General features: G+C 61.0%; 14 protein-coding genes. 5 read left to right on the forward strand and 9 right to left on the reverse strand.

Annotation, left to right across the window (positions count from 1 at the left end; genetic code table 11):
• Positions 1 to 238 precede the first annotated feature (238 nt).
• Both rpoC and FYK55_RS00625 read left to right on the forward strand, forming a co-directional pair.
• Positions 239 to 4,594, forward strand: a complete 4,356-nt coding sequence (gene rpoC / locus FYK55_RS00620) for a DNA-directed RNA polymerase subunit beta' (protein ID WP_150074066.1) — start codon at positions 239 to 241, stop codon at positions 4,592 to 4,594.
• A gap of 251 nt (positions 4,595 to 4,845) precedes the next feature.
• Entirely contained in the window at positions 4,846 to 5,883 is a 1,038-nt protein-coding gene (locus FYK55_RS00625; RefSeq protein ID WP_150074067.1) for a lysylphosphatidylglycerol synthase transmembrane domain-containing protein, read from the forward strand.
• Positions 5,884 to 6,465: 582 nt separating this feature from the next.
• Here the strand turns inward: FYK55_RS00625 and FYK55_RS00630 are convergent.
• Positions 6,466 to 8,517, reverse strand: a complete 2,052-nt coding sequence (locus FYK55_RS00630; RefSeq protein WP_150074068.1) for a S46 family peptidase — start codon at positions 8,515 to 8,517, stop codon at positions 6,466 to 6,468.
• A 109-nt stretch (positions 8,518 to 8,626) separates the two neighbouring features.
• Positions 8,627 to 9,247, reverse strand: a complete 621-nt coding sequence (locus FYK55_RS00635; protein WP_150074069.1) for a DNA-3-methyladenine glycosylase — start codon at positions 9,245 to 9,247, stop codon at positions 8,627 to 8,629.
• A 6-nt stretch (positions 9,248 to 9,253) separates the two neighbouring features.
• Here FYK55_RS00635 and FYK55_RS00640 point away from each other — a divergent pair, with 6 nt between their 5' ends.
• Entirely contained in the window at positions 9,254 to 10,480 is a 1,227-nt protein-coding gene (locus FYK55_RS00640; RefSeq protein WP_235908319.1) for an amidohydrolase family protein, read from the forward strand.
• A gap of 71 nt (positions 10,481 to 10,551) precedes the next feature.
• Positions 10,552 to 11,835, forward strand: a complete 1,284-nt coding sequence (locus tag FYK55_RS00645; protein ID WP_150074070.1) for a radical SAM protein — start codon at positions 10,552 to 10,554, stop codon at positions 11,833 to 11,835.
• Positions 11,836 to 12,040: 205 nt separating this feature from the next.
• Here the strand turns inward: FYK55_RS00645 and FYK55_RS00650 are convergent, their stop codons facing one another.
• Entirely contained in the window at positions 12,041 to 13,027 is a 987-nt protein-coding gene (locus FYK55_RS00650) for a D-alanine--D-alanine ligase family protein (RefSeq protein WP_235908320.1), read from the reverse strand.
• Between the two features lie 38 nt (positions 13,028 to 13,065).
• Positions 13,066 to 14,088 carry a putative zinc-binding metallopeptidase gene (locus FYK55_RS00655; RefSeq protein WP_150074072.1) on the reverse strand — a complete coding sequence of 341 codons (1,023 nt, stop codon included), beginning with the start codon at positions 14,086 to 14,088 and terminating at the stop codon, positions 13,066 to 13,068.
• Positions 14,089 to 14,240: 152 nt separating this feature from the next.
• Between FYK55_RS00655 and FYK55_RS00660 the strand changes: the two genes are divergently transcribed.
• Entirely contained in the window at positions 14,241 to 15,512 is a 1,272-nt protein-coding gene (locus FYK55_RS00660; RefSeq protein WP_161604228.1) for a GTPase, read from the forward strand.
• 52 nt (positions 15,513 to 15,564) lie between these two features.
• On the opposite strand, the gene FYK55_RS00665 is transcribed toward FYK55_RS00660, so the two are convergent.
• From FYK55_RS00665 to FYK55_RS00685, 5 genes are all read right to left on the reverse strand, one after another.
• Entirely contained in the window at positions 15,565 to 16,077 is a 513-nt protein-coding gene (locus FYK55_RS00665) for a hypothetical protein (protein WP_150074074.1), read from the reverse strand.
• Between the two features lie 274 nt (positions 16,078 to 16,351).
• Positions 16,352 to 20,233 (reverse strand): protein kinase domain-containing protein, encoded by a 3,882-nt coding sequence (locus FYK55_RS00670; RefSeq protein ID WP_150074075.1) that lies wholly within the window; start codon positions 20,231 to 20,233, stop codon positions 16,352 to 16,354.
• Between the two features lie 96 nt (positions 20,234 to 20,329).
• Complete coding sequence (locus FYK55_RS00675) at positions 20,330 to 21,532, reverse strand: hypothetical protein (protein ID WP_150074076.1); 1,203 nt, start codon at positions 21,530 to 21,532, stop codon at positions 20,330 to 20,332.
• On the reverse strand, positions 21,532 to 22,995 hold the full coding sequence (locus FYK55_RS00680) for a hypothetical protein (RefSeq protein WP_150074077.1): 1,464 nt from the start codon (positions 22,993 to 22,995) through the stop codon (positions 21,532 to 21,534). Before FYK55_RS00680 ends, FYK55_RS00675 begins: the two co-directional genes overlap by 1 nt.
• Entirely contained in the window at positions 22,988 to 23,758 is a 771-nt protein-coding gene (locus FYK55_RS00685; RefSeq protein ID WP_235908321.1) for an SDR family oxidoreductase, read from the reverse strand. Before FYK55_RS00685 ends, FYK55_RS00680 begins: the two co-directional genes overlap by 8 nt.
• Positions 23,759 to 23,799 lie beyond the last annotated feature (41 nt).

Genomic DNA, 23,799 nt, shown 5'->3' on the forward strand with positions numbered 1-23,799 from the left:
CGGACGGGGAGCACACTTCCCGGCCCGGCCGGGAAGTGATGGCCCGCCCCCGCGGGTCCACCTGCACACCGGAACCTGGGGAACGGCCGCTTCCTCGGAAATCACAAACGAATCCGACACGGCTCCTTCCCTTCGGTCCCCTTCCAAACGATCCGACCTCGACCGCCCGCGCGGGCCGAATCGTTTGCTTTCGAACATCCCAGCGAATAGCTCACCGCATACTGCTAAAGGCTAAAACATGTCGATTGGTGAAACCAGCAACTACGATCGCATCAATGACTACGCGTCGGTCCGGATCTCCTTGGCCCGACCGCAAGACATCAAGAGTTGGTCGTTTGGTGAAGTCAAAAAACCGGAAACGATCAACTATCGAACTTACCGGCCCGAAAAGGACGGCTTGTTCTGCGAACGGATCTTTGGCCCCGAAAAGGACTGGGAGTGCGCCTGCGGCAAGTACCGCGGGATGAAGTACAAGGGAATGATCTGCGACCGCTGCGGCGTGAAGGTCACCCACAGCCGCGTGCGACGTAAACGCATGGGCCACATCGATCTGGCGGCGCCGGTCGTCCACATCTGGTTCTTCAAGGCCATGCCCTCGCGGCTGGGCAACCTGTTGAACATGAAGACCAGCTCGCTGGAGAAGGTCATCTACTTCCAGGACTATGTGGTCATCGATCCGGGCCAAACCGACCTGGAGCACCAACAGCTTCTGACCGAAGAAGAGTTTCGCGCCGCGCGGCAGCAGTACGGTGCCGGTTCGTTCGACGCGGACATGGGCGCCGAAGCCGTCCGCAAACTGCTGAATCAGTTGGACCTGGTCCAGCTGTCCGATCAGTTGCGCATCGAGCTGGATGAGACCGGCAGCAAACAGAAGAAGAAAGACCTGACCAACCGGTTGAAGATCGTCGAAGCGATCCGTGACAGCGACAACCGTCCGGAGTGGATGGTGTTGGACGTGATTCCGGTGATCCCCCCGGACCTGCGTCCCCTGGTGTTGCTGGACAGCGGAAACTTCGCGACCAGCGATTTGAACGACTTGTATCGGCGGATCATCAACCGCAACAACCGCTTGCGGAAGCTGGTCGACCTGAACGCGCCCGAGGTCATCATCCGGAACGAAAAACGGATGTTGCAGCAATCGGTCGATGCGTTGTTCGACAACAACCGCTGCAAGCGGCCCGTGTTGGGATCGTCCAACCGTCCGCTGAAGTCGCTGACGGACATGATCAAAGGAAAGCAGGGTCGTTTCCGTGAAAACCTGTTGGGTAAACGCGTCGACTATTCCGCCCGATCGGTGATCGTGGTCGGTCCGCGTTTGAAGCTGCACCAGTGCGGGCTCCCCAAGAAGATCGCCTTGGAACTGTACCAGCCGTTCATCATCCGCCGCCTGAAAGAGCTCGGCCACGCCGACACGATCAAGTCGGCCAAAAAGATGCTGGAGCGCAAGGACGAAGAGGTTTGGGATATCCTGGAACAGGTCATCACCAACCACCCCGTGTTGCTCAACCGCGCCCCGACGCTGCACCGCATGGGGATCCAGGCGTTCGAGCCGACGTTGGTCGAAGGCAACGCCATCACCCTGCACCCGCTGGTCTGCAAAGGTTTCAACGCCGACTTCGACGGCGACCAGATGGCCGTCCACCTGCCGCTTTCGATCGAAGCCCAGGTCGAAGCCCACACGTTGATGATGAGTACCAACAACGTGTTCGCCCCGTCCAACGGGAAGCCGATCATGAGCCCGTCGCAGGACATCGTGATGGGTTGCTATTACATGACCTGCGAACTGCCCGACCGAAAGGGCGAAGGCATGACGTTCGCCGGTTACGACGAAGTCGAGTTCGCCTACGCCCAGGGCGTGGTCGATCTGCACGCCAAGATCAAAATGCGGCTGCCCCGTCACCAGCGTCTGAAGACCGAAGACGACAGCGGTGTGTACGGTGCGATCATTGAAACCACGCCGGGTCGCGTGCGGTTCAACGAAATGCTTCCCGACGGGATGGATTTTTACAACCGTGCGATGCGCAGCGGCGATTTGGCCGGGGCGATCAGTGATTGCTACCAGCGTCTGGGACGTCGTGCCACGATTCACCTGTTGGACGACATGATGCAGATGGGCTTCCGCGAATCGACCCGCAGCGGTCTTTCGTTCGGAACCGACGACCTGGTCACGCCGGACTCCAAGGTCGACTTCATCACCGATGCGGAGAAAGAGGTGATGCGGTTGAAGAAGGCCTACGATCGCGGTCAGATGGCCGACGACGAACGTTACAACATGGTGCTGGACGAATGGACCAAGGCTCGCGAGTTGATCACCGCCGACATGATGTCCGCGATGGAAAACGACACGCGGAAGGGTCCCTGGTACATCAACCCCGTGTTCTTGATGAGCCACTCCGGTGCTCGGGGCGGTATCGCCCAGATCCGACAATTGGCCGGGATGCGTGGTTTGATGGCCAAGCCGACCGGTGAGATCATCGAAACGCCGATCAAGGCAAACTTCCGGGAAGGTCTGTCGGTGCTGGAATACTTCAGCTCGACGCACGGGGCACGGAAGGGTCTGGCCGATACGGCGTTGAAGACCGCCGACAGTGGCTACCTGACTCGGAAGCTGGCCGACGTGGCGCAGAACGTCGTGATCACGATGGATGATTGCGGCACCACGCAGGGCATCACCAAGGGGGTTGTCTATCGCGGTGAGAAGGTGGAAGTCCGCCTGTCGGATTCGATCAACGGACGGGTCAGCCGCAAGGCGATCGTCAACCCGATCACCGACGAAGTGATCGTCGGCGAAAGCGAAATGATCACGCCGGACATCGCCCGCCGGATCGAACAGATGGGCTTGGAGAAGTTGCAAGTCCGGTCGCCGATGACGTGCGATGCCCCGTTGGGCGTCTGCCGCCGTTGCTACGGGATGGATATGTCCACCGGTGCGATGGTCGAAGAAGGCATGGCAGTGGGAATCATTGCTGCCCAATCGATCGGTGAACCCGGCACGCAGCTGACCATGCGGACGTTCCACATCGGTGGTTCGGTCAGCAAAGCCATGCAGGATTCCGACATCAAGAGCAAGAAGGCCGGTGAAGTTCGTCTGACCCGGATCCGTGCCGTTGAGAACTCCGAAGGACGCAAAGTCGTTCTGACGCGGAACGGCGAAATCGCCCTGGTCGACGATCGCGGCCGTGAGTTCGAAAGTTATCCGATCCCCACCGGTTCGATGCTGATGGTCGAGGACGGCCAAAAGGTCAAACCCGGTGAAACGCTTTGCGAGTGGAACCCCTACTCGGTGCCGATCCTTTCGGAAGTTTCCGGGAAGGTGCGTTTCGAGGACATCGTCGAAGGCGAAACCGTCCGTAGCGAGAAAGAGGCCAGCGGCAAGATGCGGATGATCGTCGTCGATCACAAGGGTGACTTGCACCCGCAGATCGTCGTCGAAGACAACACCGGCAAGGCCTTGAACGTTCAGTTCTTGCCGGAAAAGGCAACCATTTCCGTGGTCGACGGCCAGGAGATCGTGCCCGGGACCGTGCTGGCTGAAATGCCCCGTGATTCCGGCGGTGTTTCGGACATCACCGGTGGTCTGCCGCGGGTCACGGAGATCTTCGAAGCTCGAAAGCCGAAGGATCCCGCGATCATCGCCGAAGTGGATGGTGAAGTCGAAATCATGCCGGAAAAGAAACGCGGCAAGACGACCGTGATTGTTCGCAGCGAATCCGGTATCGAGCGGGAACACCTGATCCCGACCGGGAAGCACTTCCTGGTGCACACCGGCGACTTCGTCAAAGCCGGCCAGTCGATCGTCGAAGGCCCTCTGGTGCCTCACGACATCCTCCGCGTTTCCGGTGAGGAAGCCGTGCAGCAATACCTGTTGCACGAAATCCAACAGGTGTATCAATCGCAGAAGGTCGAGATCAACGACAAGCACTGCGAGATCATCATCGCCCGGATGCTGCGAAAAGTGAAAGTCGAATCGGCCGGCGACACGAACTTGTTGCCCGGACTGGTCATTGACCGGTTCCAGTTCCGGCACGCCAACCAGGAACTGACCAAGTGCATCAAGGTTGCCGACGCCGGCGACAGCGATTACAGCGAAGGCACGATCATTCCGAAGGAACTGTTCGAAGAGACCAACGCGAAAATCGAAGCCGAAGGCGGGACGCCGATGAAGGGCAAGAAGCCCAAGAAGGCAACCGCCAGCACGCAGCTGTTGGGAATCACCAAGGCGGCCGTGCAATCCAACTCGTTCATCTCCGCCGCGTCCTTCCAAGAGACCACCAAGGTGCTCACCGAAGCCGCTCTGGCGGGCAAGGTCGACAAGTTGGTCGGGTTGAAGGAAAACGTCATCCTGGGCCACCTGATTCCAGCCGGGACCGGATTCCGCTTGTTCCAGGAAGCCGAGGTCAATTACCGACGCGAGGCGCTGGCGGAATTGGCAAGTGCACCGGTGCAAAGCTTGGAAGAAAGCTTTCCCCTGCTGGATGCCGGCGACGAAGCGATGGGAGCATCCGAAAGTGCCGCACCCGAAGCCAGCTCGGAAGAATCCGATTCGCCTCCGCCGGCCAGCAACGGTGACAGCGAAGCGGTGATCGGCGAGTAGGTCCTCGGTTCCGGACGTTTAACTTCGATGCGTGCCCGCTCCGCGGGCACGCGGGATTTCCGTTGGCCTGGAATCGGACCACGGGGACTCGCGAGTGTGGCGTCTGCTGTTTGCGATGCCGGTCATCGTCGCGGCGACGCCCGGCGGTTCGTCCGTTGACGATTGGTGACGTTGAGGTGATGCCGAACCGTTCCGCAGGTCGTTTGCGGGGATGATGAACTCATGACTCGACCGGCGATGGTGTTGTCCGGATGATCTCGCCTCGTCAACTGATTGTCACCTTCTTCAAGATTGCGATCCCCGTCGGGATCATTGCATACCTGGTTTCGAACATCGAACCGGAGCAGTGGCACGAACTCTCGTCCCACTCCAAAAACTATCCGCTGTTGGCGGTAGCACTGCTGGTCGCGATCACGGCGATCGGGTTGTCGTTCGCCCGCTGGTGTTTGCTGGTCCGCTGCCAGGGCATTCAGCTCAGCCTGCTGGAGGCGTTTCGGCTGGGAGCCATCTGCTTCCTGCTGAACTTCGTTTCGGTGGGCAGTGTGGGCGGGGATCTGTTCAAAGCCCTTTTCTTGGCGCGTCGCCGTCCGGGGAAAAGTGTCGAGGCCGTGGCATCGGTGCTGGTTGATCGCGGGGTTGGGCTGTACGGCTTGCTGCTGCTGGCGTCGGCGGCCCTGCTGTTCCATCGCTCCGACGATCCGTTCTCCCTGGCCGGCCAGGACATGAACCAGATCAAGCTGGGGACCGCGGTGCTGGTCATTTCGGGCACCGCGGTTCTGTTGCTGTTGGTTCTGGGAGGCCGTTTCGTGGATGCCCTGGTTCAGCGGGCAAGTCGGCTGCCCTTGGTCGGCGGCCTGGTCGCCAAGGTCGGTCCGCCGTTGCGGATGTTCCACGATCACCCGATCGCTTTCGCGGTGGCGATCGCGATGAGCTTGGGGGTGCATTCGCTGTTGACGCTCAGCATGTACCTGATCGCTCGCAGTCTGTACGCGTCGGTTCCCACCCTGGCCGAACACTTCGTGATCGTTCCCATCGGCATGCTCGCATCGGCCTTGCCGATTTCGCCGGCCGGCATCGGTGTGTTGGAGTTGGCGATGAAGTGGTTGTATGAAGTGATCCCTGCGAAAACGACCAACGCGTCCGGGACGTTGGTCGCGCTGGTGTTTGAGGTGGTCCGGATCATCGTTGCAGCTTTGGGAACCGTGTTCTACTGGACCGCCGGCGAGGAGGTCCGGGAGAGCCTGGATGAGGCCGAGGACCAACCGACGCGGTTGGAGGCGTCGGTATAACGTTCGTGGCGGAGCTATGTGGGCAGTGCGTTCCCGGGCGGGAGCCCGGGACGAGGGTGGTCCCTTCTGGTTCCAAGGCTCCCGCCTTGGAACCCACTGTCTCAAGGGCTCCTGCCCGGCACACTCGGGACGACTTTCCATTCCGGCGCAGGTTCCACCGGTGATGGCGCTCGGGTGTGGCGGAGCCACGCTTGCAGTGCGTTCCCGGGCGGGAGCCCGGGAACGAGGGTGGTCCCTTCTGGTTCCAAGGCTCCCGCCTTGGAACCCACTGTCTCAAGGGCTCCTGCCCCGCACACTCCGGACGAATTTCCATTCCGCGGAGATTCGACCGGTAATGGACCTCGGGTGTGGCGGAGCCACGCTTGCAGTGCGTTCCCGGGCGGGAGCCCGGGAACGAGGGTGGTCCCTTCTGGTTCCAAGGCTCCGGCCTTGGAACCCACTGTCTCAAGGGCTCCTGCCCGGCACACTGGAGACGACTTTCCATTCCGGCGCAGGTTCCACCGGTGATGGCGCTCGGGTGTGGCGGAGCCGCGCTTGCCGTGCGTTCCCGGGCAAGAGCCCGGGAACGAGAATCGAGTCACACTAGCGACCGATCGAATCCGCCAGCGATTCGGCTCCGTAGATGCTCCGGAGCGCTTCCAGGATTCCCGGACCGGCCACGCTGACCGCACGGGCCTGCTGGTCGGTGTAGAGGTAGTCGCTGGTCAGACTTTGAATGTTGCCGTCAAAAATCAGACCGACCAATTCGCCCTTGCGGTTGACCACCGGCGAGCCGCTGTTGCCTCCGATGATGTCGGCGGTGCAGACAAAGTTCAATTGTGCGTCCAGGTTCAGCTTGTCCTTGGCCTCCTGCCAAGATTCCGGCAGATCAAAATCCTTTTGTCCGGCGTGCGATTGCTCGTGCTCGAACGCGCCTTGGAAGTTGGTGGTCGGGGCGATCGACTTTCCGTCTTCCTGGTAGCCCTTGACCGCGCCGAAGGCCAGTCGCAACGTGAACGTGGCATCGGGATAGCCCGAATTCCCCTGGACCTTGCTGATGGCGGATTGGATTTCGCTGTAAGCTTGGCGCTCACGCTCATCGAGCTGTTCGTTGATCGAACGGATGCGTCGGTACTCGTCTTCCATCATCCGCGCCAGTTTGATCATCGCGTCATCAGAATTGGCAACGGTTTCCTGGTCGCCTTCCAACAACGTTTTGCGAACGCTGATCTCCTGCAGTTGGGTCCCGGATACCAGTTCGGCGGCCCGTTCGCGTGGCCCCTTGCCGTCCAGGACTTCCTGGACGAGGGCGTCTTCGGCTCCGCGGATTTCCAACAGTCGTGCCAGTTCGTCAGCCAGTTTGACGCGTTCCAAGTCGCTGTAGATGGGCGCTTCACTCAGCAAGTCCTGGACCAGCGATTCCCGGCCGGCTTCGGTGAATTCTCGCAACCGTTCCTCGTTCGGCTTTTCGTCTTCGGCCGCACGTAGGACCAGGGTCAGCGCCAAGTCAAACAAACGTGAACGCAAGGAGACGGTTTCGCCCAGCATCTTCTTTTTCTCGCCTTGGACTTCGGAGATCTCCACGAAGGCCTGTTCGGCGTCTGACAAGCTGGGGTCGGACGCGATGGCGGATCGAAGCGCCGTTTCGCGTTCCTGCTTGGCGGCGATCGTGGCGGGGTCCTGCAGACCGGCCAGCATGCCGGTGTAGGCCTTGCGGCTGTTCTGCACGCCGAACAGCTCGTCGCGGGCGCGTCGAGTTTCTTCTGTCCCTTCCAATCCGAATTGCTGCAGCATGATCTCCTTGCGACGGAGGTAATCCAGTACGTACGGCAGTCGGCTGTCGCGCAAGTATTTCAAGGCATCGACCGTGAAGATCCGTTGAGTGCGGCCGGGATTGCCGCTGACAAACACCAGATCACCTTCGGCGACGCCGGCCGAATCCCATTTCAGAAAGTGCTCCAGTTTGGCAGGTTTGCCGTCTTCGTAGACCCGCATGATGGTCGCATCCAGGCAATAACGCGGGTATTCGAAATTGTCGGCATCGCCGCCGAAGAACGCGGCCTTCGTTTCGGGCGCCCAAACCAGTCGGACGTCGGTGTATTTCTTGTAGCGGTACAGGTGGTAGGTTGCCCCGCCAAACAGCGTGATCACGTCGCTGCGAAAACCGGTCTTGTCCAACGACTCTTTCTCCAGTTTCGCCATCACCGCGCGACGCTGTTTGGTGGCCTCTTCGATCGACGCATTTTCATCGACCGCGGCAGTCACTTTGTCGGTCACGTCTTCGATGGAAACCAGTTGGTTGAGTTCCAAGTCGGGTGCTTTCAGTTCCTGTTCCGGCGTTTTCGCCAGATAGCCCTCGTCGATCAGATTCTTTTCCGGCGTGCTCAGCTTGTGCAGCGTGTCGCTGGCGACGTGGTGGTTGGTCAGGACCAGCCCGTCGCTGGAGATGAACGATCCGGAACCTCCGCTGTTGAATCGCACCGATGCCAGGCGAAGGTTGTCGGCCCAATTGTCGGTCGGAGAAAAGTCGTAGCGCGTCTCCAGTTGTTCCAGGGGCAGGTCGTTGAACAGGTACATCCCCTCGTCGCCGAAGGTCTGCAGGGGGATGGTCAGCATGGTGAGGGTCGCTAGCGCGAGGGAGAACAGTCTTCGCATCGCAGTTTCCTGGGAAAAACGGTGTCGGGAAGCACTTGGTTGTAACATGATCGTGGTGGTCAAACAGTGGCGGTCAATCGTCCGTCGCCCCACTCGATGACACCGCCGATCATTTCTTCCGGTAGGGCCGGCTGAGAAACGGAGATTGGGGGTCCACGAACCGCAGCATTCGGTGTGCCGACTTGCTGATCCCGATCCGGCGGGTCGTCGCGACGGCCCGCGGCGGCACTTCCGAGGCTTCAAAGATTCCCAGGTCGGGATCGTGGGTCAGGCTGCGACCGTCGTCGCGACGATCGATGTCCAGAGCCTGGCACAGCATCGCCGGTCCGGCGGTCAAGCGTCGCATGTTGACCGGTCCACGGTGGCTTTGCATCCGTTCGGTCCCCCAAACCGGCTCGATCGCGCGGATCAGCACGGCCGCCCCCTGGCCTGCCGATTCGGTCACCGCGTTGAGACAGTGTTTGGCGTGAATCGGGTAGACGTACAGCGTGCCGGGTGCCTGGAACATGGACCGATTGCTGGCGGTCAGCCCGCGTGCCGAGTGGCTAGCCGGATCGCGGACGTGCAGATAGGCTTCCGTTTCCACAATCCAACCGCCCAGCCAAACGGCGCCCACCCGGTGCAGGATTGCTTTGCCAATCAATGCTTTCGCCACCGTGGCGGTCGCTTGTTGGTAAAAGTCGGTGGTCAGCCGTTCGCCTGAGATCGGGATCGAAGGGGCCTGTTTCATTGCGTCATGTCGTCCACTGAAATCCGATACGTTGCCCGGTGGGTGTTGCCGATCGATCGGCCGCCGATTCGAAGCGGCGTGATCCAGGTGGTGGATCACCGCATCGTTCAGGTCCAATCCGACCAACACTCCGCCGTTGCCTCCGGACGCACGGTCGACCTGGGCGATGTCGCGGTGTTGCCGCGGCTGGTCAACGCACACACCCACCTGGAATTCTCGGATTGCCGGTTGCCGATCGGCAACCCCGGGATCCGGCTGTCGGAATGGATCGGCCAGGTGATCGCCGCTCGGGGCCAAGCCAGTGCCCAGCAGCGGCGGGAGCGAATCGCCGCGGGGGTCGCCGAATCGGAGGCTGCTGGCGTGGGGCTGATCGGCGACATTGCGACCACCCCGTCGGTCTATCCGGTTCGGCGCCACTCGGGCATCGTTTCCTTTGCCGAGGTGTTGGGGTTGTCGGCCGAACGCGGGGAGGAGCGTTTGAGTGCGGCGGAGGAGCATCGGCGGAGCTTGCAAGGCATGCCTGCGGTCTGGCGTGCCGTCAGCCCGCATGCGCCGTATTCGACGCCCGAGCGTCTGGTCGGGCGCTGTGTGGACCTGGCCCGCCGCTGGGACGGCCCGGTCGCCATGCATCTGGCTGAATCGCCTGACGAACGCCGGTTGCTGATCAGCGGTGACGGTCCTTTCGCCGACACGTTGAAAGCCGGCGGGTTGTGGCGTGAGGGGCTGTTTCCGACGGCGTCGCAGCGGCCGGTCGCTGACTTGATCGAGCTGTTAGCGCGGTCACCGCGGGCCCTGCTGGTCCACGGAAATGACCTTCGCCAGGACGAAATCGAGCTACTATCGCGGCTGCTAAACGTCAGCGTCGTGTACTGTCCACGCACCCACGCCTTTTTCGGCTACGACCGGCATCCGGTGGATCGGCTGTTGCGGGCCGGGGTGCGGGTGGCCCTGGGGACGGACTCGCGGGCTAGCAACCCGGACCTGAACCTCTGGCGGGAGGTGCAGTTTCTGCTCCGAAAACGTCCGGATCTGGATCCACATCGCGTTCTGGAAATGGCGACCGTTTCCGGCGCCGACGCCCTGTTGGGGCCGGGGGGAAATCGATTTGGACGGATCTCGCCCGGCATGGGGGTCCGTGGGACGCTCACCTCTGTCCCGACCGACGCGAGCACAGTGGAACAGTTGTGGCGAGATTTGGCGGAGCGAGAAATCGGGTGCATGGAATCGGTCTAGCGGGCATAATGGCGGGTTCACCGCGGCGCGTCGTCGTCGCACCCAACCCGAAAGCCAACGTTTGGATCCACATGTATTTGCGACTTGCCGGTCGATTCCTGTTTGAAACCGACAAACGATTGCTGGCCAAAGCGGCGTGGACGTTGGGCGTCAAAGGGCTGTGGAGTGTTCACAAGCACAAGCGACGGCTCAAACGGGGCGAGTTCTTTCCGCCGTTCCTGTACCTGTCGGTGATCAACAGCTGCAACCTGCGCTGTCAGGGATGCTGGGTGGACGTCGCCGCCAAGCAACACCGCATCGAGCTGGATGCGGCGAATGAGACCATTCGTCAGGCCAAGGCGATGGGGAACAGCTTCTTCGGGATCCTGGGCGGAGAGCCGTTCATGCACAAGGATCTGCTGAAGATCTTTGAACAGAACCGCGATGTTTACTTTCAAGTGTTCACCAACGGCCATTTCATCACCGACGAAGTGGCGGCGGAGTTGAAGCGGCTGGGGAATGTGACGCCGCTGATCAGCGTCGAAGGGAGCGAAATCATCAGCGACCAGCGACGCGGTCGCGCGGGCGTGCTGAATCAAACGATGCAGGGCCTGGAAACGGCCTTGAAGCACAACCTGCTGGTCGGCGTTTGCACCAGCGTCTGCCAAAGCAATTTGGATGATTTGGTCAACGAAGCGTGGGTGGATCGGCTGATCGAGATGGGGGTGATGTATTGCTGGTACCACATCTATCGTCCCGTCGGGCCAGAGTCCAATGCGCAGCTGGCTCTCAACAGTGAACAACAACGCCGCGTTCGCCAGTTTGTCGTTGATACGCGGGCAACCAAACCGATCATTGTGATCGACGCCTACCATGACGATGCCGGCAACGCACTCTGTCCGGCGGCGACGGGCTTCACGCATCACGTTGGACCCTGGGGCGACATCGAACCCTGTCCGGTGATTCAGTTGGCTACCGATTCCATTCACGAGTCTCGGCCGTTGAAAGAAACGTTCAACGAGTCGTCCTTCTTGACGGAGTTTCGGCAGCTGACGGCACAACACACCCGTGGTTGCGTGATCATGGAGCGACCGGACCTGTTGGTGCAATTAGCGGAAAAGCACGGGGCCAGGGACACGACGGTCCGGCGATCGGTGATCGAGGAGCTCAAGCAAGTCACGCCCAGACGGAGCCAGTATCAGCCGGGCGATGAGATTCCCGAGCGGAGCTTTGTTTATCGCTGGGCGAAGAAGTACGCGTTCAACGACTTTGGGACGTATGCCCAGCACTTTGATGCGGGCAACTACCGCGATCCCGATGCGGCGCCAGCCGAGGATCCGTCGTCGGCAAAAAGTGATTTGCCGGTGCTGAATTAGTTGGACAGCACCACTTTTTGTGAGCCGCGTGGCGCTAGCCGCGGGTCTTTTCGCACCAACCGGCGGCGAGCGGCTTGCCGCTCATTGCACTGCGAATCACGGTGCTTTGGATGGAACGTGGCGATGTCCTTTCCGCCGCGATCGCGACGGCCGCTAAGGGTCTTTGGCACGACCCGACGAAAGATCGATGCGCTTGGTCGATCGATCAGCTGATCATCCAATCGGCCTTGTAACGCAGTCCCAGGTTGAGGATGCGTTGCAGCAAGGAGTCGTAGTCGACCCCACCCTTCTCGGCCGACTCGGCAAAATCTTCGCCGTACTCGATGTTCGGATTTGCGTTGGCCTCCAACACATAGATTTCGCCACGCTCGGTCAGCCGCAGGTCCATGCGGGCATAGCCACTCATGTTCAGGGCGCGATAGACGCGCTTGCAGATCTTGCTGATCCGATCAGCCAGTTCGCCTTGCAGGTCCGTGGCTTCGTGGGTGGTGATGCCGTGCTTCTCCTGGTACTTGCGATTCCATTTGACCTGGCTGGTCGCGATCCGAGCGACGTCCGCGGGCATCTTGCCGAAATCCATTTCCCAGGGCGGAAACGTTTGCAGCCGCTGGTTTCCGATCACGCCGACGTAGATCTCTCTCCCTTCGATGTACTGTTCCGCGATCGCGTCGTCTTTTGCTTTGTCGTGCACAAAGGCCACCCGCTCGGCGAGCTGTTGGTCGTTGTGAACGATCGACGCCTGGGAGATTCCGTAGGAGGCATCTTCGGTGACCGACTTCACGAATAACGGGAAAGCAAGTTTCTTCGGCCGATGAACGATGCGGCCGAGGGGAAAGACCGCAAATCGGGGCGTCTGGATGCGGTGATAGGTGAGGATCTTTTTGCTGAGCGCCTTGTCTTTGCTGAGCAGCAGCCCCCGCGGATTGCACCCGGTGTAGGGCTGCTGCATCAGTTCCAGATAGCTGATCACCGCAAAGTCATAGGTCACGACGCCGTGGAACTCTTCCAGCAGCATGAAAGTGATGTGCGGTTGGAACTCGGACAACGCGTTGCGGATCGGCGCCAGGTCGTCATAGACGCCCAGCGGCAGCACCTCGTGACCGAGCACGCGCAGCGTGTCACAGACGTCAAACTCCGCCTTCCAGGCGTCCAGTTCTTTCTCGCTGACGCCTTCGAGCGTCTTGGGGGGCACGTGTCCCGATCGGACGAGCACGAGCACGCGGAGCTTGTTCACATCATTACCCGCCGGTGACCCGAATTGAGATAGTTGTTGGTACGAAGGGCCACCAGGATCATTGCGTCACGCTTACAAATCTCCGGAGCGGTGCCTAGCCTCAGGTTTAACTCTCGGCACCGTTCGATCATTTCCTGCAGCACTTGGTCGATCGTGTAGGAATATGCGCCCGTCCAATTCGCAACGACCCTCCGAATCTCACCCCGCCAACGGGAGAGCAGCGCCGCGGCGGTCGGGTTGCGCCGGTGAGCGCGGTCGCAGGAAAAAAGCTTGCGGAGATCTTTATCGAAGACACTCGGATAATCCATTCCGTAATGCTCACGCTTGCGGCGGTAGTGCGTCCGCAGCGTTCGACGGATTTGCGAGACCGGTTCGATGCGTTTACGAGACTGAACCTTTGGCTGTTTGCCGGCGATTTCGCCCATGAACTGGTCGACGTAGTGAAGTTTTTCCAGGGCGGGCCAGTTGCGATAGCGGGTTTTCCATCGTGATTTGGGCGGCAGCCAGACCGCAAAGGTCTCGGCGAAATCCTCCAGCGGGTGCGCCTGGGCGTACCACATGTTCAAATGCAGAACGAAATCGCGGGTCTGCAACTTGGGCCGATAGAATTCGGGATAGGGTTCCGAAGCCTTGCCGAACAGTTCCCGGTAGCGGCTTTTGCGGCGAATTTGAAACGCCGTGTCGATCGCGTGCCCGGCTTCGTGTCGCAGGATTTTCATGCACCACTGCTTCGTGCCGCCTTCGACTTCCAGCAGTTGTTTGCGTTCCAGACGCATCAGCCGCGGGTGGGCCAGGTAAAAGGGAATCGCGATTCCGGGGATGCCGTCGGGCGAGAACCAATCGTCGCTGAGCCAGCAATGCGGCCGAAATTTTAACCCGCGATCGGCAAGTTCACTGTTCAATTGGTCGATTCGCGCTTCCAATGGGGTCTGGCGAATTGAAAGCTTCAGGTCGCAGATCCGCATGTCCAACAGCTGCTCATCCGACAGCGACGACAGTTTCGGCGGTTCCTTTGCCATGGCTGAGAAAAAACGTGCTCTGAATCGACAAACGGGCCGGCCGGTCGCCGGTTCGCAGCGGCGGCCTCCGGCATAGTGTATTTCGTCCTCGAGAAATGTCCCCACAACAAGACGATACCTTACCAATTCGATCCCGCGGCGTTGAAGACGAGATGCAGTCCATCCCAACGAAACACCCCCCGACGACGCGCGATGCTCCGGAACGCGACGCATCATCAGCCTCCACAACCAAGCCGGGCGGATTGGGGAAAGATTTTTCAACGGTCAACTTTCCGTCGGGGGACGGCGGACGGCCGACGCGGTGCGCCGTGATGACCGGTCACGGCCGGGCCGCGGTGGCGGTGATCGACCTTCGGGGGCCCGAGGCCACAAGCTGCCTGAATTCTCTGTTTCGTCCCGCCCGGCAGCGGCCTTATCGACCGGGCCAGGTTCGCTACGGCGTCTGGACGGGGAACGGAGGCGATCAGGCCGGCGAATCGGTGGTCATCGTTCCCATTGCGGGCGACCACTTCGAAATCCATTGCCACGGGGGCGACGCCGCCACCGATCGAATCATCGCGGACCTTGCCTCCCTGGGCGTGCAAGGCGCTCCGGCAGGACCGGATTCGAACTGGGTCGGAAACGATCGCTGGAGCCAGCAGGCCAGTGAGTTATTGATCCGGTGCGTGACCGATCGCACCGCTGCGATCGCGATGGACCAGGTGCGGGGCGCACTGTCCGATTGGCGAAAAGAGATGCTTCAGTTGCTTCGCTCCTCGCCAGCGAATGCCACGATGGTCGCTGAACATTCGGCGCGGATTGCCGCCGCCGGTCGCATCGGCCAGCGGCTGGATCGGCCCTGGTCGGTGGTGCTTGCCGGGCCACCCAATGTCGGCAAGAGCAGCCTGATCAATGCGATCGTCGGTTATGACCGCAGCATCATCATGGACCTGCCGGGGACCACCCGTGACGTGCTGGATGCCGACACGGTGGTGCAGGGCTGGCCATTGCGGTTGCGTGACACGGCGGGCTTGCATGACGCCGCCGAGTCGATTGAACGTCAAGGAATTGAACGGGCCGTTCTCGCCGCCGGCGAGGCGGACCTGATTGTCATCGTGACGGCGCCTGGCAACGAAACGCTGAGTCAGCAAGCGTCCCAGGCACTCGCTTCGCTGCTCGATCGCGTGCCGATCTTGACAGTTTTTAACAAGGCCGATCTGGCGAACCCTTCGGCAGACGTTGCGTTGCGGACGGTGGCGACGAGCGGTCAGGGAGTTGATGAGTTGATCGATGCCATCTTGGGCCGATTGTTGGCTGACCTGCCGCCGCCGGGCGATCCGGTGCCTGTCAGCGAGGATCAAACCGCTTGGGTCACAGAGGTCGCAGCACTCGGCGACGATCCGGACGCGATGATGGATCGACTGTCGCAGCCTGCCACGAGATGAGGTGACAATCCAGCCCGTCCGTCCTGACACCCTGACGCGTCAAAAAAAACGCTCACTGCATTGCTTCCATGTCGAGGACGAAGTCGACGGTACCGTCAGCGGGGATCGCCGTCGGCGGCGCGATCATCATCCCCATCACCGCCGTGTTGGGTGCGGTGGGCGGCGGGTCCGGCTGGAGCCAGCTCTGAATGATCGGTTGGAGCTTGCGTCCGATCCACGGCAGCGTCGCACAGAATCCCGCCGAAGCCGTCACACAGGTAAGCAGGGCTGCGATTGAGTACTGGTATCCGGTTCTCGGTTTTGGTCGACCACGCACGCAGTCGCTGGTAATCACCGTTCCGTCGGGCCGACAATACAGTCGACCGCAAACGTCCCCGTCGCGCTCCGAGATCAGCGACACCACCTGTTTTGTGTTCATTTCCGACAGGTTGTACACACGGCGCGAGCAGGCGCTGCAGTGACGGACGCGCTCGTCGCCAGACATCGAATCCCAATCCACCGCGCAAGGCGAGGCGATTTGAATCCTGTACGGAAAGTTCGGAAGGCTGGCGGGCGATTGGGACATCGGAGCGTCTCCGTCATGGGCCGGGTCGTCGTAGCACACCTGCAGCAAAACCGATTCTAAGCTCGCTCGGTTTCAAACTAACGCAGCAAAATGGGAAAACTTAGGGACTGAATTTGTGTTTTTGGTGAATTGTTGCTTCCCGGTCCGAGGGCGACAGTTTCGGCGTTGGAACCCATGTTTCACGCTCCCATAGAGTGTTGTGCAGTCTCAATCACTCTCCCTACGCGGCCTCCGGGCGCGTGAACGTGTCTTCTGTCGCCCTATCCATGGTGCTTCACTGGACCAGGGATATTCGCAGGTCATCCAGCAGGATTTTGCCTGCAACCTCACCGGACACCTGGATTTCCACCGTCAGATCCGTGAACGCCGGCGAGCCCGAAGGGACTTCGAAGTGGACGGTGAACGGTTGCCAAGTCGTCGATGAGGTCGGAATGACCGAAGCCAATTCTCCTTCCGCGTTGAGCACCCGCAGCGTCACCGCCGGAGTTTGCTTGCCGACGATGTTGGCGACTCCGGAAAGTTGGTAGGTGTGACCGGCCTGGGCCGGGATTCGCTGTTCCAAACGCCACCTCGTGGACTCTTTCCCAACGCGTCCGGATCGAATGCTCAGACAGAATTGACCGGAATGGCTATCGGTGCCGGTACGTTGAAACGGAGTTTGGAAACCAGCCGGAATCGCAGCATCGCCAGCTTCCGGGCGGCTGATTTCCATCTGCCAATACGTCTCCACCGGCAATTCGAATCCCCCGCATAACAGCGGCAGATGCTGCGGCGGTCGTTCGGACGAGGTTTCCAAGATTTGAGTGACCGACGCGATCGGAAGCGACGCAATCTGCTGCATGAAGTCGCGCAAGGCCAGAATGGTTTCCATGATCTGCTCGCGCTCCTGGGCCGAGGGAGTCGATTTGCTTTTTAGGAGCAAACGTTTTGCTTCGTCGCGTCCCAGTTGCGAGAAGTGGGATAGATCACAGGCAGCGTCCAATTGTCGAGCCGCTTGGATCAACGACAATGCCTGATTCAAGTCGCCGCGGCGTAACGCGTGTTGAGCCAGTCCCAGGTAGGCGATCGCTCGCTGCCGATCGGACTTCGCGGTACGAATGGCCGACTGGTACCAACGGTCGGCCTGCTCCATCGAACCGGCGTCCGTGCGGTCGGCCAATTGGGCCGCGCCGATCAAAGCGATCGCGTCGGCCGGATCGATGGCGATCGCGCGTTGGAAGTGTTCTTCCGCATCATTCCACTGCTGGGCTCGATAGTGACACCAGCCGGCGATGCGATGCGCGCGCGAGTTGTCGGAATCGTATTGGATCGCTCGCAGAGACCACTGGCGGGCTGGGTCGATTTCCCCGCGCGACATTTCCAAAGCCGCCACGAGTACAGCTTGCCGCGCGGAATCCGCATCGGTGTCGGGGGCAGAGGGATTGAATGGGGGAAGGCTTTCGGCTGCAGTTCGTGCGAACAGCAGACCGGCCGCCCGGCCCCGGACGTCATCCAAACGCACCATCGGGGCATCCAAATCCGCCCCGACATCGAATCCCAATTCGGCGGCGGTCAACAAGGCCTCGGTGGCGGTTGCGGACATCCCTCGTTCCGCGGCGGTGGCGCCCACGTGCCAATAAACCCAGGGAGACGACGGCGAAATCCGCTGCGCCTGATTGGCGTCTCGCTGACTGAGTCGCAGCAGTTCGGCAGCCCGGGCTCGATCGTGCTCGGTGGCGCCGGCGTGGTCCCGCAGCAAAACGGCCTGTCGCAGCGCGACCGTCGATCGGTCCGCGAAGCCGAACGGCGCGTCGGGGCGAATGGCGATGCAGCGGCCGTATTCTGCTCGAGAAAGTTCGTAGTTCTCGATCGCGCTGGCGATCTGGTTGTTTCGTTCGGCGTGTTGAGCGATCAGAAAGTATGTCTGCCCCAGGGTCAGTCGGAGCCAGAAGTCATCGGCCGCATCATCGGAAACCCTTCGCAGCGTTTCGCGGGCGACGCGCAGACAGCGTTGTTGCGGATCATCATCGTCCAACGCCAGGAAAGTTTTGCCATAGCCGTCGAACCAAGACCGGTAATTTGAATCGACACTGGCAATCAGACTGTAAACCGCCAAAGCCACCCCGTCCGCCGCATTTTGAGGAGGCCCCAATTCGCCGGCGGAAACTCGTTCGCCCTCGCGGACACGAAATGCGGCGATGCTTCCCAGCCAGTCCGCGGCCTCGCTGGGCCGAAAGGATTGAATCCGGCGGGTCAGCTCCAGTGTCGCGCGGGCCTCACGCGTCCCAGCGTCGGTGGCCAGATAGCTGCGGATCAGCCGGAGCGGGCTGGGGGCACCCGAATCGGATTCCCCGCCCATCACCTTGACCATCCGGGTCAAATACAAGGAATTCAAAGAGGTCAGAACACGGTAGACGTCCCAACGCAGCCGGTCGCGTTGCTGGGGCGACAGATCGTCGTCGGGAAGTTCGTCCCACCACGTGTCGGACTGCCAGAAACCCAATTCGTCCAGCGATTGTTGCAGCAGCACCGCGGCTTCGGTGTCGCGTCCCAGGAAATCCAGATCCTGTCCCGCCTGACGCAGCGAATTGAATTTTCCCAATCGGGCGATTCGTTCGTGTTGTGCGGTCCACCGTTCGCGGCGATCTGTCAAAGAAGGCTGGTCAGCGGACTGATCGATCGCGACTCGGATCAACTCCGCGGCGTCGGCGTAGCGGTTTTCGGCAATCGCGGCGTCGGCCCGGACGCTGGCGGCGTCGGTGGCGGCGACCGCCTTCAGCCGCCTTGCTTCCCGTTGGATCTGCAATCGGTTTTCAGAGTCTCGTTGGCGATGCAGCGCGATGGCTTCCCTGCGAGCCATCTCCTGGCGGATCGACAGTCCCGCAACCGTGCCGGCGAACGTCAACAGCAAGCCGACCAGAGCCGCGGCGGACAGGGCCGGGTGTTTTCGAGTCCACCGTGAAATGCGTTTCGGAAGGCGGTCGCGAAAGACCGAGATCGGTTCGTCCGCCAGATAACGTTTGACGTCATCGGCAAGCTGACCGGCCGACGCGTAGCGGTGCAGCGGATCGGTCGCCATCGCTTTCAAAACAATCGCTTGCAGCGGCTTCGGCACTTGCGAACGCACCGTCGAAGGCGGTGGGAATCGACCGGTGGTGATGCGTTCCAGGGTGGACGACAGATCGTTCTGGCCGACGTGCGGGGGCTGTCCGGTCAAGGCATAGTACAGCGTCGCGCCCAGGCAGTAGATGTCAGTCGCGGGGCGAATCTGGTCGGTCTTTCCGGCTGCTTGTTCGGGGCTCATGAAGCGCGGCGTCCCCATCGCGGCGCCGTGACGAGTCGCGTTGTCGGGCGGCGTCTGTCCGAAATCCTTGCGTGCCGCGGGTGCCGATGCGGGAGCGATTGTTCCCGGTTCGGCGGCATCCGATTGGTCCTCGGGTTGATCCAGGATCTTTGCCAGTCCCCAGTCGACAACCAGGGTCTGGCCGTAACGTCCGAGCATGATGTTGGCGGGCTTCAGGTCGCGATGCACGACGCCGCGGCTGTGTGCATAGTCGATGGTCTGGCAGACATCGACGAAGTCGTCCAGGATCGCCCGCAGCGTCGCGTTGTCGTACCATCCATGGCGGTTCGGGTTGGATGCGTGACCGACCAGGTGGTCGGTCACGACTTGTTCCAGGGTGCGCCCTCGGATGAATTGCATCGCATAGTAGGGCCGCCCGTCTTCTGATTGACCGAGCGAATAGATCGGCACCACGCCCGGGTGCTCCAGAAACCCGGTGATCTCCGCTTCGCGGCGGAACCGGGCCGTGGCGTCCGTGTTCCGCGCCCACTCCGGACGGATCTGTTTGAGGGCGACTTCGCGGCCGAGCTGTCGGTCAAATGCGACCCAAACCTCACCCAAGCCACCAAGTGCGTGCCGCGATCGGATCTCGAATCGTTCGCTGCCACCGCCTGACGCATTCGATGCGGTGCTTGAGGCGGATGGCTGATCGCTGCTGCCGAACAATCCGGACGCCAGGAACGGTCCGTCTTCGGTTTGTTCGAGAGCCGCCAACAGCGACTCCACTTTCTGGCGGAGCCGTTGATCCCCGTCGCAGGCTTCGGTGAGAAACGCTTCACGCCGATCGGGATCGTCCAGCGAGAGGGCTTCCATCGCGATTTCATCAACGTTCATGCCGCAAGCTTACCAATGCCCGGGCGTTCGCGGCGACGGCAACCCGCGACGGGTCGCGGGCGGAAGTTCGCGGTTGCTGCGACGGGGCATCGTGGCTCAATCGCTCGATGATGCGCCAGCCAGACTGCCAAAGCGGTCCAGGATTTCCGTCAGACTGACCGTCGGCTTGTCTTCCTCGGTTTGACTCAGCCGTCTTAGTGTGTCCGTGGAAAGGATTCCCGCCGAGCGAAAGTGGATGCCGCTGACAACGGGGTCGGCCGGGTACATGCCCATCAGCACGGTCTTGTTGAACTGCACATCGGCGGAAATGGTGGGCAAGCCCGCGTTCAGTTGCAGTCCGTCCGTTTCCAAGCGATGCAGATTCGCGCGGTCATCACTGGTGACGAACACTTGGACTTCGGGATTGTCGGCGGTGCAAGTCGGCGTCAAATGCAGCAGCAGAAGTTCCGTGGTCGTGATGGGACGGTCGGCCTCCCCGCTGATCGTCGGGTCCGTCTTGACGAAGGTGAACGCCAAAGCGAGCGTGCGTCCCAGGATCTCGTCTTCGTTGACGTCGTCTCGATCCGCACCGACGATGCCCAGGGCGCGGAAGCGGCCGATTGCTGTTTCGATCATCGGCTCGGCCGGAACCGTCAGCCCCGGACGGTCCAGTTCAAAAAACGCCGCCTGGCAGTCGGTTCCAAAGTAGGGCCGATTCTCCGTGTCGTAATACAGCATCGGCTGGACGGCCAATCGGTGGTCGTCAAAGTACTGAATCACTTGGCCACGCGTGACGGCCGGCAATTCTCTGGGGCCCGAATCATCGTATTCCAAGCCGATGGTCAGCACGGACAGACGGCCCAAGGTTCCGCCTTGACCGGATTCCGGTTTGACCAGTGGCGGCGCGACGGCGATCCCCGGCACCAACAACCGGCAAGTCCGATCGATGGCGTTCGAATAGGCGGTGCGTACCTCGCTGTTCGCGTAGGGGAACTTGGACAGGATCGTGATTTCATCGCGGCTCGGTGTGGCGCCAATGGCGCCGATCCGCAGGGTCAGGTCACGCTGCAACGAAGCCTTGTTTTTGGTCTTGGATTCGGCTTGACGACGTTCTTCCAATTCTCGGAACGATCCCAGCGTGGTCTCTTCCAACGCTTTTCTTTTCGCCGCCGCCTCCGGATCACTGAACTCGTTGACCAACAACGACCGCGATGTTTGTTTCACATCCGGTGCCGTGTTTCGGATTCGATGGATGGCCAGGTACACGACCAGGACGATCAGAATCAGAATCGTGGCGGGTTTCAAAAAGTTTTGGTCCATCAGACAGTCGCTGGTTGAAGCACGGAACTGGAAACGGCGCCGGAAAGTTTGCGGATCGAATCAGCGACCGCGTTCGCCGCCGCCAGCCAATCCGTTTCGGCTTGAGCGACACGGAACGACAACCCGATCGTTCCCGCCACGTCCCAGACGGTTACCGCCAATTGTCCGTCATGCTGCAGCGGGGCGGCCATCGAAAATCGTAAAATGTCCGCGTCGCCAACTTTTGGGCCTCCGGCGAATCCATATCGCCGTGCGTAGCGGACACTCGACAGACTGGTCACGCTGGCGGTAGGGCTGAACCAGCCGGTGCGTTCCATCACCGGTAGCACTCCCGGAATCCGCTCGACCTGGCCGATGCCCCACATCAGTTCTCCGGCGATCCCCAGCGATCGAACCGAATGCAATTCCTGGTGAATGGAATCGATCGCTTGTTCGACTGATGCCGGGTTCGCGCTGTCTAAATCGGCATGCCGACGGCGGATGAACGCGAAACCCAAGTGATTGGCGGAACAGCGTCGTTGTTGCCAACTGCGCATTTGCACCGGATTGACGACCATCACGTGCATCCGGCGACCGGCCACGCTGCTGGAGTGTTCCGCCAACGCCAACGACACCGCCGCAACGGCAAAGTCATTCAACGGAAGCTTTTTGGTTCGCAGCCAGCGGCGCAGATTGGCGGACGTCAGCGTGTCCAGCTCCAGCAAGAGGGTGTCCCGGGCAAATTCGCCATGGTCGAATTCAATCGGCTCCGATGATGCTTTGCGGACCTGGCGAACGACGTGAGGTGCGAATCGAACGTTGCGGCCGCGAATCGTCTTCCATGTGTTGCGGAAATCTGGCAACGTCACCGTACCGGTGGCATCACCCGCGGAAGATCCGCCGCCATCCGATTCGGACGTTGTTTCCGCGGCTGCAGCCGTGGTGCCGTCGTCGTCGTCCGCCGTCGGAGGCTCGTGCTGTGACGTTGGTGTCCGAGAATGGCCATGCAGCGCGGCAAAAAAGTCGCCGACAATCCGCGCCGCACCGATCCCGTCGCATGCTCCGTGGTGGAATTGAAAACGGATTCCCGGCCGCGTCTGGCACCGAGAGACGGTCAGAACGCCGCCCACGCCGTCGCGAACGTTTGGCAGGGGAAGTCCGCCAGAACGATCGGTCAGCGGTGCGTCCGACACCGCGAAGCAACGCGGGATCCTGATCTCGGTGAGCTGCCAGTGTTGATGCCTGCCGGTTCCGGACAAAGTGGACCGCAATCGACGATGGCGTTGCACGGTTTGGAGCCAAGCCTGACGTAGCGGCTCGATCTCCGGAGCAGAGTCCAAGCGGAAGATCGATTCGAAGACCATGCCGGTGCCGTGGACTTTTCGCGACAGATAGCGTTCCACGACCGAACTGGGATACGTTCCCGCGTCATCGCCGGCGCGGTGTGCCGTCGCCGGATTCGATTGAACCGTCGCTTCAGACACGGATGCTCACTCCGCCATCGATCACGATTGTTTGACCCTGGATCAAGTCGCTGCGGGGACCGGCGAGGAAGGCGACGAGGTCCGCGACATCCTGTTCGCACAGTTTGCGTTCGCCGACCATCATCCGCTGGGTGGCCGCATCGATCAAGGATTCCACACCGGGCATGGTCGCCACCGCATCGGTCGCAATGATCCCGGGCAACACGCTGTTGAAATTGATCCCGCGATCGCCAAGCTCCAAAGCCAGGTGGCGAATCAGGGCTTCCAACGCTGCCTTGGATGCACCAATGGCGCCGTAGTGTGGAACGGCCCAGTGGGCGCCATGGCTGCTGATGGCGATCACCTTTCCGTGCCGCGATGACGCCGAAAGTGATTCAGCGGCCGCCTGGACCAGCCACAGCAGGGAAGCCGAATTGATTCGCAGCGTTGCTTCCAGATTGACCGGTGTCAATTCCATCAGGTCGCGGAACCCGCCCGCGGCGGCATTGCTGACGACAATGTCCAGTCCGCCAAATGCGTCGACCACCTGTTCGACCATGGCCGAGACGTCTTCTCGACAAGAGACATCCGCGCGCACCAGCATCACGTCGCGTCCGACCGCGTCAATTTGTTCGGCCGTGGCAACCGCATCGGCTTCGGAATTGAGAAAGTTGATCGCCACCGACGCGCCCTGTCGCGCGAGTTGCAGTGCAATGGCGCGGCCGATGCCGCGACTGGCCCCGGTAACGAGAGCACGGCGGCCGTCCAAATCGTTCAGTGTCACGGAGGTGCGCAAGGTTAAGACGGCGGGAAGGAATACAGGCA

It is taken from the genome of Roseiconus nitratireducens (genome assembly GCF_008629675.1).
Lineage (GTDB): Bacteria > Planctomycetota > Planctomycetia > Pirellulales > Pirellulaceae > Stieleria > Stieleria nitratireducens.